Annotated in this window: 13 protein-coding genes; 6 read left to right on the forward strand and 7 right to left on the reverse strand. The window is 69.9% G+C overall.

Annotated features, from left to right (window positions below):
* Positions 1-70: 70 nt before the first annotated feature.
* From folP to test1122_RS11110, 5 genes are all read left to right on the forward strand, one after another.
* Positions 71-958 carry a dihydropteroate synthase gene (folP, locus tag test1122_RS11090; protein ID WP_232269009.1) on the forward strand — a complete coding sequence of 296 codons (888 nt, stop codon included), beginning with the start codon at positions 71-73 and terminating at the stop codon, positions 956-958.
* The gene (locus tag test1122_RS11095) at positions 955-1443 is read left to right on the forward strand and encodes a nuclear transport factor 2 family protein (protein ID WP_232269010.1); all 489 of its coding nucleotides are present in this window, start codon (positions 955-957) and stop codon (positions 1441-1443) included. The genes folP and test1122_RS11095 overlap by 4 nt, the downstream gene beginning before the upstream one ends.
* 252 nt (positions 1444-1695) lie before the next feature.
* Positions 1696-2055 (forward strand): dihydroneopterin aldolase, encoded by a 360-nt coding sequence (gene folB, locus test1122_RS11100; protein WP_232269011.1) that lies wholly within the window; start codon positions 1696-1698, stop codon positions 2053-2055.
* Positions 2052-2648: a 2-amino-4-hydroxy-6-hydroxymethyldihydropteridine diphosphokinase gene (gene folK / locus test1122_RS11105; protein ID WP_232269012.1), complete on the forward strand. Its 597-nt coding sequence runs from the start codon at positions 2052-2054 to the stop codon at positions 2646-2648. The genes folB and folK overlap by 4 nt, the downstream gene beginning before the upstream one ends.
* Before the next feature lie 15 nt (positions 2649-2663).
* Positions 2664-3158, forward strand: coding sequence for a DUF3180 domain-containing protein (locus test1122_RS11110; protein ID WP_232269013.1), 495 nt, complete (start codon positions 2664-2666; stop codon positions 3156-3158).
* A gap of 27 nt (positions 3159-3185) precedes the next feature.
* Here test1122_RS11110 and folE read toward each other — a convergent pair whose 3' ends face one another.
* The 6 genes from folE to dacB all read right to left on the reverse strand — a co-directional run bounded on the left by folE (position 3186) and on the right by dacB (position 10714).
* Entirely contained in the window at positions 3186-3791 is a 606-nt protein-coding gene (folE, locus tag test1122_RS11115; protein ID WP_232269014.1) for a GTP cyclohydrolase I FolE, read from the reverse strand.
* Between the two features lie 117 nt (positions 3792-3908).
* Positions 3909-5945 (reverse strand): ATP-dependent zinc metalloprotease FtsH, encoded by a 2037-nt coding sequence (ftsH, locus tag test1122_RS11120; RefSeq protein WP_232269015.1) that lies wholly within the window; start codon positions 5943-5945, stop codon positions 3909-3911.
* 178 nt (positions 5946-6123) lie between these two features.
* Positions 6124-6663, reverse strand: coding sequence for a hypoxanthine phosphoribosyltransferase (gene hpt / locus test1122_RS11125; RefSeq protein ID WP_232271864.1), 540 nt, complete (start codon positions 6661-6663; stop codon positions 6124-6126).
* Between the two features lie 66 nt (positions 6664-6729).
* A complete protein-coding gene (tilS, locus tag test1122_RS11130; protein WP_232269016.1) occupies positions 6730-7851 on the reverse strand; it encodes a tRNA lysidine(34) synthetase TilS in 1122 nt (373 codons plus the stop codon).
* A gap of 150 nt (positions 7852-8001) precedes the next feature.
* A complete protein-coding gene (locus tag test1122_RS11135; protein ID WP_232269017.1) occupies positions 8002-9135 on the reverse strand; it encodes a zinc-dependent metalloprotease in 1134 nt (377 codons plus the stop codon).
* A gap of 52 nt (positions 9136-9187) precedes the next feature.
* Complete coding sequence (dacB, locus tag test1122_RS11140; RefSeq protein WP_232269018.1) at positions 9188-10714, reverse strand: D-alanyl-D-alanine carboxypeptidase/D-alanyl-D-alanine endopeptidase; 1527 nt, start codon at positions 10712-10714, stop codon at positions 9188-9190.
* A gap of 100 nt (positions 10715-10814) precedes the next feature.
* Here dacB and test1122_RS11145 point away from each other — a divergent pair, with 100 nt between their 5' ends.
* Positions 10815-11306: an inorganic diphosphatase gene (locus test1122_RS11145; RefSeq protein ID WP_232269019.1), complete on the forward strand. Its 492-nt coding sequence runs from the start codon at positions 10815-10817 to the stop codon at positions 11304-11306.
* A gap of 452 nt (positions 11307-11758) precedes the next feature.
* Here the strand turns inward: test1122_RS11145 and test1122_RS11150 are convergent, their stop codons facing one another.
* Positions 11759-13414 carry a threonine/serine exporter family protein gene (locus test1122_RS11150; RefSeq protein WP_232269020.1) on the reverse strand — a complete coding sequence of 552 codons (1656 nt, stop codon included), beginning with the start codon at positions 13412-13414 and terminating at the stop codon, positions 11759-11761.
* Positions 13415-13492: the final 78 nt, after the last annotated feature.

Raw genomic sequence — 13492 nt, forward strand, 5'->3', positions numbered from 1 at the left:
ACCCCGCGAGCCCGAAAGGGGCTGGGCCGGCGGCCGAGACGGGTGGTGGGGGTGGGCCTACGCTGGGGGCATGAGTGCGACGCGTGACCCCATCCGTACGGTGACCGGATTGCCGACCTGGGACCGGTGTGCGGTCATGGGCGTGGTGAACGTCACGCCCGACTCCTTCTCGGACGGCGGCCGGTGGTTCGACACCACCGCCGCGGTCAAGCGCGGCCTGGACCTGGTCACCGAGGGCGCCGACCTGGTTGACGTCGGCGGGGAGTCCACCCGCCCCGGCGCCACCCGGGTGGACGAGTCGGAGGAGCTGCGCCGGGTGATCCCCGTCGTCCGGGGCCTCGCGGGCGAGGGCGTCGTGGTCAGCGTGGACACCATGCGGGCGTCCGTCGCCGAGCAGGCCGTCGCCGCCGGGGCCCGCCTGGTCAATGACGTCAGCGGCGGCCGCGCGGACCCCCGCATGGCGCCGGTGGTCGCCGGGGCCGGGGCGCCGTATGTGGTGATGCACTGGCGCGGCCAGTCCCTGGGAATGAACAGGCTGGCGGTCTACAGCGATGTCGTCACCGAGGTGATCGATGAGCTGCGGGCCAGCCTGGAGCAGGCCGTCGAGGGCGGTATCGCACTGGACCGGATCATCATCGACCCGGGCCTTGGCTTCGCCAAGCAGGCCGAGCACGACCTGGCCCTGGTGGCCGCGCTGGGGCGGCTGCGCCGCGAGCTGGCGCGGCCCATGCTGGTGGCCGCTTCCCGGAAGCGGTTCCTGGGCCGGGTGCTGGCGGCGGACGCGGCAGACCCGGCCGCCCCTCCGCCGCCCGCCCGGGAGCGGGACGCGGCCACGGCGGCGGTCTCAGCGCTGGCCGCCCGGGAGGGCGCCTGGGCGGTACGGGTGCACGAGGTGCGGGCGAGCGCCGACGCCGTACGCGTCGCACGGGCCATCGAGCGCGCAGAAGGAGCCGTGTGAGCACCGGCGGCACCCACACCGACATCGAAGCGGTCGAGGCCGCGAACACAGCGCTGTATGAGGCCTTGGAGCACGGCGACCTCGACGCCATGGCCGAGCGGTGGCTGGACGGCGACATCAGCGTGGTCCACCCGGGCTGGCCGGTGCTGACGGGCCGCGGCGAGGTGATGCGCTCGTATGCGCTGATCATGGCGGCCACCGAGTACATCCAGTTCTTCCTGACGGATGTCGAGGTGTCGGTGCGGGGCGACACCGCGCTGGTGACCTGTACGGAGAACATCCTCAGTGGCGGCCCGGCGGAGGCGGACGGTTCAGCGGGTCCGCTGGTGGGCGGGCTGGTGGTGGCCACGAATACCTTCCGGCGGACGACGGGGGGCGAGTGGAAGGTGTGGTCGCACCATGGCTCGCCCGTACTCGTCGAGCAGGAGGAGGAAGAGGACCAGGAAGGCCCGGAGGGCCCGGTGGGCGGGGAAGACATTCTCTGAGCGTTCTCGAGCGTTGTCGAGCGTTCTCTGAGCGTCAGCCGCGGTCACCGCGGGTCACTCATGGGAGCCATCCGACGGGGAATACCGGAGTGCCCCACAGAGCTCTTGGGTAGGCAGCGGCCCGCTGCCACCGATGACCAGGAGCCCCCGCGGGCAAGCGGGGTCAGTGCTCGCAGGTAGATTCGAATCGGCGGGTGCCTCCGTGCGCCCGGACACCGGCCAGCCACAGAAGACCAAGGGGAGTGATGCGCTGTGGACCACGTCGCTCTGCGCGGCCTGAGAGCCCGGGGGCATCACGGGGTTTTCGCGCGGGAACGGGAAGAAGGACAGACCTTCATCGTGGATGTGGAGCTGGCCGTGGACACCCGCCCCGCGGCGGCCGGGGACGACCTCAGCAAGACGGTGCACTACGGCGTCGTCGCCGAGGAGGTCGTGGCCATCGTCGAGGGCGAGCCGGTTGAGCTCATCGAAACCCTCGCCCAGCGGATCGCCGATCAATGCCTGAAGCACCAGGCGGTGCGGGAGGTCCAGGTGGTCGTCCACAAGCCGGACGCCCCGATCACCGTGCCTTTTGACGACGTGACCATCACTATCAAGCGGAGCCGATCATGACGCCGAACAGTGACCCGACAGTGCAGCCGGTGCCCGCTTCGGTGGTGCAGCAGGTCGACGACGCCGATACGACGCTGAGCAACCCGAAACACGCCGTGCTCTCCCTCGGCAGCAACCTCGGCAACCGGCTGGAGACGCTGCAGGGCGCCATCGACGCGCTGGAGGACACCCCCGGGGTACGGGTGAAGGCGGTCTCGCCCGTCTACGAGACCGAGCCCTGGGGTGTCGAGCCGGGCTCCCAGCCCACGTATTTCAACGCCGTGGTGCTCATCAGGACCACCCTGCCGCCCGCCTCGCTGCTGGAGCGCGGTCAGGCCATCGAGGAGGCCTTCGAACGGGTACGGGACGAGCGCTGGGGCCCGCGGACCATCGATGTGGACATCGTGTCCTACCAGGATGTCGTCTCCGATGATCCGCAGCTGACCCTGCCGCACCCCCGCGCGCATGAGCGGGCCTTCGTGCTGGTGCCATGGCACGATGTGGACCCGTCCGCCGAGGTGCCGGGCCAGGGCAAGGTCACTGAGCTGCTGGCGGCCGTGGGCCAGGAGGGCGTGGCCGCCCGCGGTGACCTGGAACTCGTCGTACCTGAATAGTCGTTGGGACCGTCTGTGAGAGAACTTCGCATCGGGACACTCGCCGCGCTCTTCGTCATCGCCGGGGTGCTGTCCTGGGCGGGCGCCCGGCTGTGGGACGCGATCGGCAGCCTGCCGGCGGTCCCCGTCGCGGCCCCCATCGTGCTGGCCGTCATCGCGATGGTCCTGCTGGGGACGGCTCTCTCCATCCGCTCCCGGCTGCGCGCCCAGCGTGACCGGGAGCCCGGCGCCAAGGGCGTGGAGCCGATGATGGCGGCCCGCGCCGTGGTGCTCGGCCAGGCCAGTGCCCTGGTCGCCGCCCTGATCGCCGGAATGTACGGCGGCACCGGTGTCTTTCTGCTGACCTCAGGGCTCGCCGAGGTCCCCGCCCGCCGCGATCAGGCCATCTACGCGGGCCTGTCCGTCCTCGCCGCCTTCGCCGTGATCGCTACGGCGATGTGGCTGGAGCGGATCTGCCGCCTCCCCGAGGAGCCCGACGATGACCAGGGCCCACAGGGGGCAACGGCCTGAGCCGCCCCTCCGGAGCGGCGGACCTGGTCAGCGAGCCATTATCAGGCTCATCGCCTCGGCACGGGTGGCGGCGTCCCGTAGCTGGCCGCGCACAGCGGAGGTGAGGGTTTTGGCACCGGGCTTGCGGACGCCCCGCATCGTCATGCACATGTGCTCGCACTCGATGACGACGATCACGCCGCGCGCCTCCAGCAGGCGCATCATCGAATCGGCGATCTGTGTGGTCAGCCGCTCCTGGACCTGGGGGCGGCGGGCGAAGACATCCACCAGGCGGGCGAGCTTGGACAGGCCCGTGATCTTGCCGCTGCTCGATGGAATGTAACCGATGTGGGCATACCCCACGAAGGGCACCAAGTGGTGCTCGCACTGGCTGAGGACCTCGATCTCCTTCACCAGCACCAGCTCGTCATGGCCCAGGTCGAACGTGGTCGTCAGCACGTCCTCGGGCTTCTGCCACAGGCCCGCGAATATCTCCTTGTAGGCCCGCGCGACCCGCGCCGGGGTCTCGCGGAGACCCTCGCGGTCCGGATCCTCACCGACCGCGATGAGCAGCTCACGAATGGCGTTCTCGGCCCGTTTCTCATCGAACTCGCCGATCTCGCCCTCGCCGTCAAGCCTCACCGGGTCGATCATGGATTTGCCTCGCTTCTCACACGTACGCACGGAAAAACCGCGCTCCTCAGGGTAGAACCTGAGGAGCGCGGTTGACATTCCGGGGGCTGTGACGTGTGAGGAAGCCCTCCTCGGCCCTCAGCCTTCCGTCGTCCGGGGCTGCCGCTCCCGCTCCGCGTCGCCGCCGCCCTCGGTCGGGCCGATCTCCTTGCCCTTCTCCAGGGTGGGGCCGCCGCCGTTGCTGAGCGCCAGCTCCTTCGGGGAGGTGACCGGCGGACGGGTCGACGGTGTACGGCGGGCGGAGCCGGTCCAGGCCGGGCGGGCCGGGCGCTTGACGACCGGCTTGAAGATCTCGGCGATCTCCTCCTTGCCCAGCGTCTCCTTCTCCAGGAGGGCCATCACCAGGTTGTCCAGGACGTCGCGGTTCTCCACCAGGATTTCCCAGGCCTCGTTGTGCGCGGTCTCGATCAGCTTCTTGACCTCTTCGTCAACGAGACCCGCGACCTCCTCGGAGTAGTCGCGCTGGTGTGCCATCTCCTTGCCCAGGAAGGGCTCGGACTGGTCGGAGCCGAACTTGATCGCGCCGAGCCGCTCGGTCATGCCGTACTGCGTGACCATCGCGCGGGCGGTGGTGGTCGCCTTCTCGATGTCGTTCGCGGCGCCGGTGGTCGGGTCGTGGAAGACCAGCTCCTCGGCCGCGCGGCCACCCAGCATGTAAGCGAGCTGGTCAAGCATCTCGTTGCGGGTCGTGGAGTATCGGTCCTCGTCCGGCAGCACCATCGTGTAGCCAAGGGCACGGCCCCGGGACAGAATGGTGATCTTGTGCACCGGGTCGGCGTTCGGGGAGGCCGCCGCGACCAGGGCATGTCCGCCCTCGTGGTACGCGGTGATCTTCTTTTCCTTCTCGCTCATGATCCGGGTCCGCTTCTGCGGTCCGGCCACGACCCGGTCGATCGCTTCGTCCAGGAACTTGTTGTCGATCAGCTTGGCGTCGCCACGGGCGGCGAGCAGCGCGGCCTCATTGAGGACGTTGTTCAGATCCGCACCGGTGAAGCCGGGCGTACGGCGGGCGACGGCGCCCAGATCGACATCCGGGGCGACCGGCTTGCCCTTCTGGTGGACCCTGAGGATCTCCAGACGGCCCTGCATGTCCGGGCGGTCGACCGCGATCTGCCGGTCGAAGCGGCCGGGCCGCAGCAGCGCCGGGTCGAGGATGTCGGGACGGTTGGTGGCGGCGATCAGGATGACGCCGCCCTTGACGTCGAAGCCGTCCATCTCGACGAGGAGCTGGTTCAGCGTCTGCTCGCGCTCATCGTGGCCGCCGCCCATACCGGCGCCACGGTGGCGGCCCACGGCGTCGATCTCATCGACGAAGACGATCGCCGGGGCGTTGGCCTTGGCCTGCTCGAAGAGGTCACGGACGCGGCTCGCACCGACACCGACGAACATCTCCACAAAGTCGGAGCCGGAGATCGAGTAGAACGGGACGCCCGCCTCCCCCGCGACGGCGCGGGCCAGCAGGGTCTTACCGGTGCCGGGCGGGCCGTAGAGCAGCACGCCCTTGGGGATCTTGGCGCCGACGGCCTGGAACTTCGCGGGCTCCTGCAGGAACTCCTTGATCTCATAGAGCTCCTCGACGGCCTCATCGGAACCGGCCACATCGGAGAAGGTGGTCTTCGGGGTGTCCTTGGTGATCAGCTTGGCCTTGGACTTCCCGAACTGCATGACCCGGGAGCCGCCGCCCTGCATCTGGTTCATCAGGAACAGGAAGACGACGATGATCAGCAGGAAGGGCAGCAGTGAGAGCAGCATCCCGACGAACGGATTCTGCTTCTTCGGCGAGACGGTGTACCCCTCGCTGAGCTGCTTGTCCTGGAACTTGGACTGCAACGCCTTGGCGAGCTCTGAGCCCTGCTCATCGATGTAGCTCGCCTTGATCTTGCTGCTGTCCTTGATCTTGACGCCGTCCTTGAGCTCGACCTCGATGTTCTGCTCATCGCCGGTCGTCAGCTTTGCGGACTTGACCTTGTTGTCGTTGATCGCCTGAACGACCTGGCCGGTGTCAACCGTCTTGAAGCCCTCGGACGACCCGACGACCTGCATCAACACGACCACGGCGAGGACGGCCAGCACGATCCACATGACTGGCCCACGGAAGTATCGCTTCACGTCCATCCATACGAGGCGATGCCGCCCCGTCCCTCCTGCCACAGTGAGTTGAAAAGACTGACCTTCGGACCGTACCCCAGCATCGTCACCCGATGCCGCCGGGCACAGTAAACCAACCGGTCTCTGCCTGCTCCAACGGCGGGAAGCGGCTCAATGTTCCCGCCGTCGGACGTCCGGGCGGCCATCAGCCGCCGTAGACGTGCGGAGCCAGGGTGCCGACAAAGGGCAGATTGCGGTATTTCTCGGCGAAGTCGAGCCCGTAGCCGACAACGAACTCATTGGGGATGTCGAAGCCGACCCACTTCACATCGATGTCGACCTTCGCCGCCTCCGGCTTGCGCAGCAGCGTGCAGACGTTCAGCGAGGCGGGCTCCCGCGAACCGAGGTTCGACAGCAGCCAGGAGAGAGTCAGCCCGGAGTCGATGATGTCCTCGACGATCAGGACATCCTTGCCCTTGATATCGGTGTCCAGGTCCTTGAGGATCCGGACGACACCGGAGGACTGGGTGCCGGCTCCGTAGGAGGACACCGCCATCCAGTCCATGGTGACCGGAGTGGACAACGCACGTGCCAGATCCGCCATCACCATCACGGCGCCCTTGAGAACACCCACGATGAGCAGGTCCCTGCCCGCGTACTCCGCGTCGATCTTCGCGGCCAGCTCGGCCAGCTTCGCGTCGATCTCTTCCTTGGTGATGAGCACCGACTTGAGGTCGGCGCCCATGTCCTTGTCGTCCACCGTGCTGCTCTCGCTAGGTCGATCGGGGTGCGCTCGGGTCCGGATGAGCGCTCAGCTGTCGCTCTGCCGGATGACCAGTGTGCCACCCTGCCGACGGGCCTCGACCCGGCCGGGCAGATTGATGGCCCGCTGACCGCGCCAGCCGGTGATCAGACGGTCGGTTTCCTCGATATGACGGGCGAACAGTGATCCCGCGGGCGCTCCGGCGGCGATGGCCGCACGGCGGAGCACCCGGCGGCGGACGGCGGGCGGGAGTGCGTAGAGCCGGTCCACGTCGAGCACGGCCTGCGCGCCCGCCGTGCCCTGATCGAGCGCACCGCTGCGGACGGCACGCTCGGCGTCGGCCGCCCAGGCGTCCAGGGCGTCCGCGTCATCGCGGGAGAGCTGCGCGGTGCGGGCAAGGGCCTCGATGACGCCCTTACCGAGCGCCTTCTCCAGGGTGGGCATGGCTTCGTGACGGACACGGGAGCGGGTGTAGGCGGGGTCAGCGTTGTGCGGGTCGTCCCAGACGGGAAGGGACTGGACCATGCAGGCCTTGCGGGTGGTCTGCCGGTCGATGGTCAGGAACGGGCGGCGGTAGCGACGCTCGGTGCCGGGGCGGGCGGTGAGCGAACCGGAGACGGCGGCCATACCGGACAGTGAGCGGGTGCCGGAGCCACGGGCGAGGCCGAGCAGCACGGTCTCGGCCTGGTCGTCGCGGGTGTGGCCGAGCAGCACGGCGGCGGCGCCATGGCGGTCGGCGACCTCGTCCAGAGCGGCATAGCGGGCCTGACGGGCGGCGGCCTCGGGACCCGCACCACGGCCGACGGTGACGGTGACGGCCTCGACCGGGTCGAGGCCGAAGGCGGTGAGCCGGCTGGCGACATCGAGCGCCCGGCTGTCGGAGCCGGTCTGGAGCCCATGGTCCACCGTGACGCCGCCGGCCCGCGCCCCCAGCCGTGGGGCTTCAAAGGCCAGCGCCGAGGCGAGCGCCATGGAGTCGGCACCACCGGAGCACGCCACAAGGATGAGCGGAGCGGGCCGGTCCGGGGCGGGCTGGGTTCGGGGGGTGGATGGGGTGTGGGCGGCTTGGTCGTGAAGCACCTCGTGGAGGATTTCCGCCTCGTTGAGGACTTCATGGAGTACGCGGCGGACCGCCAGGCGTATCGCGGCGACCGCGGGGTGAGGGCCCATGTCCGTTTCACTTCCTCGGGATGTCGTCTAGCACGCTTCGTTACGCTGAGTGCGTTGATGGTGACAGAGACGGGCTATTCCCCTGAGCATCGCACGCGCTCATGGCTGGTCACGGTCCCTCGGATGGGTGATTCGTGGGTCATTTTGGGCTCATGATTCAGCTTTGCGGTGCACCCTCGCCACCCATTCCGTCGGCTTGGCGATCTCCGACTTGGTCGGCAGCGTGTTGGGCGACGTCCACACCCGGTTGAAGCCGTCCATGCCGACCTGGTCCACCACGGCCCGTACGAACCGCTCCCCGTCCCGGTACTGCCGCAGCTTGGCGTCCAGTCCGAGCAGCTTGCGCAGCGCCTGGTCAAGGCGGCCCGCACCGGTCTGGCGGCGCTTTTGGAACTTCTCCCGGATCTCGACGACGGACGGCACGACCTGCGGGCCGACCCCGTCCATCACATAGTCGGCATGGCCCTCGAGGAGTGACATCACGGCGGTGAGCCGCCCCAGGATGTCCCGCTGTGCGGGCGTCTGCACAAGCTCCACAAAGCTACGGCTGCCGTCGTCCTCGCCCGTCCCCTCCGGCCTGCCGCCGGCGGCGGCCTGCGCGGCCTCCCGCAGCCGCTCCAGCAGCGTGGACGGGTCGACCTCGGTCTCGCTGAGGAAGGCCTGGATCTCGCCCTCGATGTGGTCCCGCAGCCAGGGCACGGCCGTGAACTGGGTGCGGTGAGTCTCCTCGTGGAGGCTCACCCAGAGCCGGAAGTCGTGCGGCTCCACATCGAGCTCCCGCTCGACATGCACGATGTTCGGGGCGACGAGCAGCAGCCGCCCGCCGCCCTCCCCCGGCGAGCCGGGCAGCTCCCGGGAGGCGGGAGCGAAGGTCTCGTACTGGCCGAGGACGCGCGAGGCCAGAAACGACAGCAGCATGCCGACCTCGACGCCGGTCACCTTGCCGCCGACGGCACCGAGCATCGCACCGCCGGGCACGCTCGCGCGGCGCTGCCGCATCTTGTCCAGAAGCGGCGCCAGCAGCTCCCGGAATCCGGCCACATTGGCCCGGATCCAGCTCGCCCGGTCCACCACAAGGACGGGGGTGTCGCTTGCCGGACCAACGGGTTCCATGCCGGTGAAGGCGCGTACGTGCCCCTCCGAGGCCTTGGCGTGCCGCCGCAGCTCAGCGACGACAGCACGCGCCTCGTCACGGCTCACTTCGGGCCCGGGCCGCACGAGCCGGGTCGCGGTCGCGACCGCGAGATTCCAGTCGACCATCTCCACACCACCGAGGCTCGTCATGACTTCACGGTACGTGGCGTTGGCCGCGTACGGGAGGAGACGGTCTCCCCGCTCAGCGGCAGCCGCAGCCCGCCACCGCCGTGGCCAGGCGGTCCAGGGCGGCCTGAGCGCTGTAGGGGTACTGCGTGCCGGTGGTCATAAAGGCGAAGGCCAGCAGTCGCCCATCGGCGTCAACGACCGTACCCGCGAGGGAGTTCACCCCGGTGAGGGTGCCGGTCTTGGCGCGTACGAGGCCCGCCCCGCCGGATACGGAGTCGGCGGCGTAGCGGCCGCCGAGGGTGCCGTTGAAGCCCGCTACCGGCAGCCCGGTCAGCAGCGAGCGCAGCTCGGGATGGTCCGGGTCGGCGGCGCGGACCAGCAGCTCGGTGAGGAAGCGGGCCGAGACCCGGTCCGCGCGGCTGAGTCCGCTGCCGTCGGCGAAGCGGGTGCCGGACATCGGCAGGTCCAGCTTCGCCAGCCGGTTGCGCACCGCCCGCTCGGCGCCCGCGAAGTCGGCCTTGTGACCATCGGCGCGCGCGGTGTGCCGGGCCAGCGCCTCGGCGATGTCGTTGTCGCTGTTCGTCAGCATCCGCTCGACCAGCGCGGACAGCGGCGCCGAACGCACCGCGGCCAGCTGCTCCACCCGGCTGTGCTTCCCGGCCGTTCCGGTCGTTCCGGTCGTTCCGGGCGCTTTCGCCTGGGTGGGGCGGCTGGTGCCGACGCCACGGTCGCGCAGCAGCTCGGCGAAGCGGGCGGCGGCGTCGGCGGCCGGATCGGCGGCGCGCGGGGCGGGGCCACGGGTGCTGTCGTCGAGCCGGGCCTCGTTGAGCATCAGGGCGGTGACCGGCGCGATGTTGTTGTTGACGCCGATGGGGTGCCGACTGGGTCCGGCGTAGCGGGAGGTGTCGTAGGCCAGCGTCCTGGGCTTCAGGCCGCGTTTCCGGACGGTACGGGCCGTGGCCTCGGCCAGCTCCGTGAGCCGCTTCTCGGTCAGTGTGGGGTCTCCCCCGCCGACCAGCGTGATCCGCCGCTTGTCCGGGTCCCATACGGCCCGCGTGGGGATCCGGTGGTCGGGGCCCAGGGCGCTGAGCGCGGCGGCGGCGGTGCCGAGCTTGATCGTGGAGGCGGGGGTGGCGTTGGTGCCCGCGCGGACCGAGAAGAGCTCCTTGCCGCTGCTGACGTCCACCACCGAGGCGGTACGCAGGGGGCCGAGCGAGGGGTCCTCCAGCAGTGGCTCCAGTGCGTCGGCGAGCGCCGACCGGGTGGGCGGCGGCGCCGCGTTCCTCAGCGCGGTGAGCACCGCGGGGGCGCTGGGCGCGGGCTTGGGGAGCGCGTCCCGGTCCCGGGCTCCCCGGGGGTCGTCGGTGTGCTGGCCGGTGTGTTGGCCGGTGTGTTGAGCGCCACTGTCCCTGTCCGGTTCCTGACCGGCCGCGCGGGCGCGTTCCGCCGTACGCTGACCCGAGTCCCACGGTCCCGCGACGGCTACCGCGGTCAGGGCGAGCGTGAGGCCGACGGCGGCGGAACCCGCCGTCAACCGCCAGGTCTGCCGCTTCCGCGGCGGTGCCGTCCGCCAGCGCTGCCGGACGTTCGACCAGTTCACGGGCGTACCCCGCACCTCGGACCAGCCCCTTTCGCGAGCACACACCTGCGTGGGGGACACTTAATCACCAGAACATGTGTTGATCACGGAGGAGCCTCCCTTGGAGTTCGACGTCACCATCGAGATCCCGAAGGGGTCACGGAACAAGTACGAGGTTGACCACGAGACCGGTCGCATCCGTCTGGACCGTCACCTCTTCACCTCGACCGTGTATCCGGCCGACTACGGTTTCGTCGACGGCACCCTTGGCGAGGACGGCGACCCGCTGGACGCGCTGGTGCTGCTGGAGGAACCGACGTTCCCGGGCTGCATCATCAAGTGCCGGGCGATCGGCATGTTCCGGATGACGGACGAGGCGGGCGGCGACGACAAGCTGCTGTGCGTCCCGGCTTCTGACCCGCGGGTGGAGCACCTGCGTGACATCCACCATGTGAGCGAGTTCGACCGCCTGGAGATCCAGCACTTCTTCGAGGTCTACAAGGACCTGGAGCCGGGCAAGTCGGTCGAGGGCGCGAACTGGGTTGGCCGCACCGACGCGGAGGCGGAGGTAGAAGCCTCCCGCAAACGCCTGGAAGCCCAGGGCGGCCACTGATTTTTTTTGCGGCTCTCGCGCTGCTCGGCCCTGGGGGCCTCCCAGGCTTCGAGCCGCTGCACCGGACTCCGTCCGGTGGTTTGGGCTGAGCACCACCGCGAGCTGACACGGGTGCGCACCCCGAGGGGTGCGCACCCGTGAGCATTCCCCAACCCCGCCCCTTCCCGAAACTGGGTGCTGCCGCCCCCAGACCCCACCCATGTTGTGGGCACTCGGTCCGCCCGAGGGGCGGAACGGGTGGGCACAACACCGGCCACCGAAGCCGCACCGCCCAACCCCGGGGCCCCGGGGCAAAGCCCCGGTTTCCGGGAAGGGGCGGGATACGGGGAACCCCACCCACAGCCACCCACCCGCCCCGGGGCGAAGCCCCGCCACGCGGCGGAGCCGCGCACCCACCCGGCGGCACGTACCCACCCGGCGGCGCGTAAGCCCCGCGCAGCGGCCCGCGGCGCTCAGAAGCCCCGCGTCCGCTTCGCCCCGCGCCGCCCCGGCAACGGCGTCTCCACCCCCGGAGACTTGATGAAGAGCCGGGCCAACTCGTTGCCGAGATTCACCCCGATGGCGATAGCCAGCGCCAGCGCCACCGCCGTGGCGAGATGCTGGATGCCCTTGTCCATGTCCCCCTGCGCGATCCCCAGCAGCCCGAAGTAGATCGCGCTACCAGGCAGCAACGGACCAATCGCCGCCGTGATGTACGGCATCGCGGAGACGAACTGATAGCGGGACATCAGCTGGCCGAAGAGGCCGACAAGCCCGGCCGCCGCGACCGTCGCGGGCACCGGGTCCATTTCGGCGGTGTGGGCCAGCGTGCCGAACACCAGCCACGCGACACCGCCATTGAACGTGGCCCACACCACGGTGTGACGTTCCTGCTGGAGCAGTACGCAGAAGGCCAGCGCCAGCAGCATCGCGGCGAAGATCTGAATCACCGGCCGCTCGACATGGTGCACCACGTCCGGGTTGAACCGCGCGCCGAGCTGACCGCCCACATACAGCACCGTCAGCACCCCGAAGACGATGCCGACGATGAGATAGATGACCTCCAGGAGCCGCGCTCCCGCGGTGATGTAGTAGCCGGTCAGCCCGTCGTGCACCGCGGCCACCAGCGCCCGCCCCGGGATCAGCGCGAAGAGTCCACCCGTGATCACCGCGGAGGCCCGTACATCCCCCAGCACCGGATGATCAGACAGCACAACCGTTACGCCCATCGCGGCGGACGGCATGGCCGCCGCCACGAACTGGTAGAACTCCGGCAGCCCCCGGCCTGAGCTCAGCCAGGCCAGCCGGTCTCCCGCCATCGCGCCGAGCGCCGCGAGCAGGAAGACCAGCCAGCCGCCGCCGACCAGCGTCGCCGCCGCCCCCGCCAGCAGCCCGCTGGCCAGGGTGAGCGTCCCCTTCGAATACGGGTGCCGGTTACGGCGGATCTCCGCGAGGCGGCCGTACGCCTCCTCCAGGGTCACGTGCCCGGACGTGATGTCATCGACCAGCCGGAAGACCGCCGCCAGCCGGGTGTAGTCGGTGCCCCGGCGCCGTACGGTCCGGCTCAGCGTCACCGGATCGTCGACCAGCGACGGCTGATGGGTGACCGAGATCAGCGTGAACGTGACGGTCGGCTCACAGCGGTCCAGCCCATACGCGTGGGCGACACCGAACATCGCCGCCTCAACATCCTCCGCGCCCTCGCCGCCCCCGAGCAGCAGATCGCCGATCCGGAGCGTGAGGTCGAGCACACGCGGGACGGAAGGCCCGTGCTCGCCCTCCACCCGTTCCAGCCGCTCAGGCGCGGGCCGCTCGGCGAGCGGCGTACGCACCATGGCGCGCATACGGTCCTGCCAGGGCACATTGGGCTGCGCCAGCGGCCCTATCGCGGGGGTGCCCTTGGCGGGCGTGAAGGCGAAGGCGCTGTGCTCCGGCTCCGGCGGCTGGGGCTGCTTGAAGCCTTCCGGAACAGCGAACTCCGAGGTGGGGTGCTCCTCCTCCGGCGCGGGTGGCATCGGAACACCCAGCGGCGGGGTGAACGCGCTGTGCGCCTCGTCCGAGGAGGGCTTGGCGTCCTCGGAGCCTTCCGATTCCGCGCCAGCGTCATTCCGCTTCGGGTCCCCGACCACTACCAGCTTTCTCCTTCTGCCCCCAGAGGGTGCCTATGACCGGAAGCATAAGATGAACCCCGCCGCACCGCCCGCTTG

This window comes from Streptomyces gobiensis (assembly GCF_021216675.1).
Taxonomy (GTDB): Bacteria; Actinomycetota; Actinomycetes; order Streptomycetales; family Streptomycetaceae; genus Streptomyces; species Streptomyces gobiensis.

Bases quoted from the DNA above. Each gene is read 5' to 3' on its own strand.
- ftsH (WP_232269015.1), bottom strand. From the start codon at position 5,945: ATGGACGTGAAGCGATACTTCCGTGGGCCAGTCATGTGGATCGTGCTG.
- hpt (WP_232271864.1), bottom strand. From the start codon at position 6,663: ATGGGCGCCGACCTCAAGTCGGTGCTCATCACCAAGGAAGAGATCGAC.
- folP (WP_232269009.1), top strand. From the start codon at position 71: ATGAGTGCGACGCGTGACCCCATCCGTACGGTGACCGGATTGCCGACC.
- tilS (WP_232269016.1), bottom strand. From the start codon at position 7,851: ATGGGCCCTCACCCCGCGGTCGCCGCGATACGCCTGGCGGTCCGCCGC.
- folE (WP_232269014.1), bottom strand. From the start codon at position 3,791: ATGATCGACCCGGTGAGGCTTGACGGCGAGGGCGAGATCGGCGAGTTC.
- folK (WP_232269012.1), top strand. From the start codon at position 2,052: ATGACGCCGAACAGTGACCCGACAGTGCAGCCGGTGCCCGCTTCGGTG.
- test1122_RS11135 (WP_232269017.1), bottom strand. From the start codon at position 9,135: ATGACGAGCCTCGGTGGTGTGGAGATGGTCGACTGGAATCTCGCGGTC.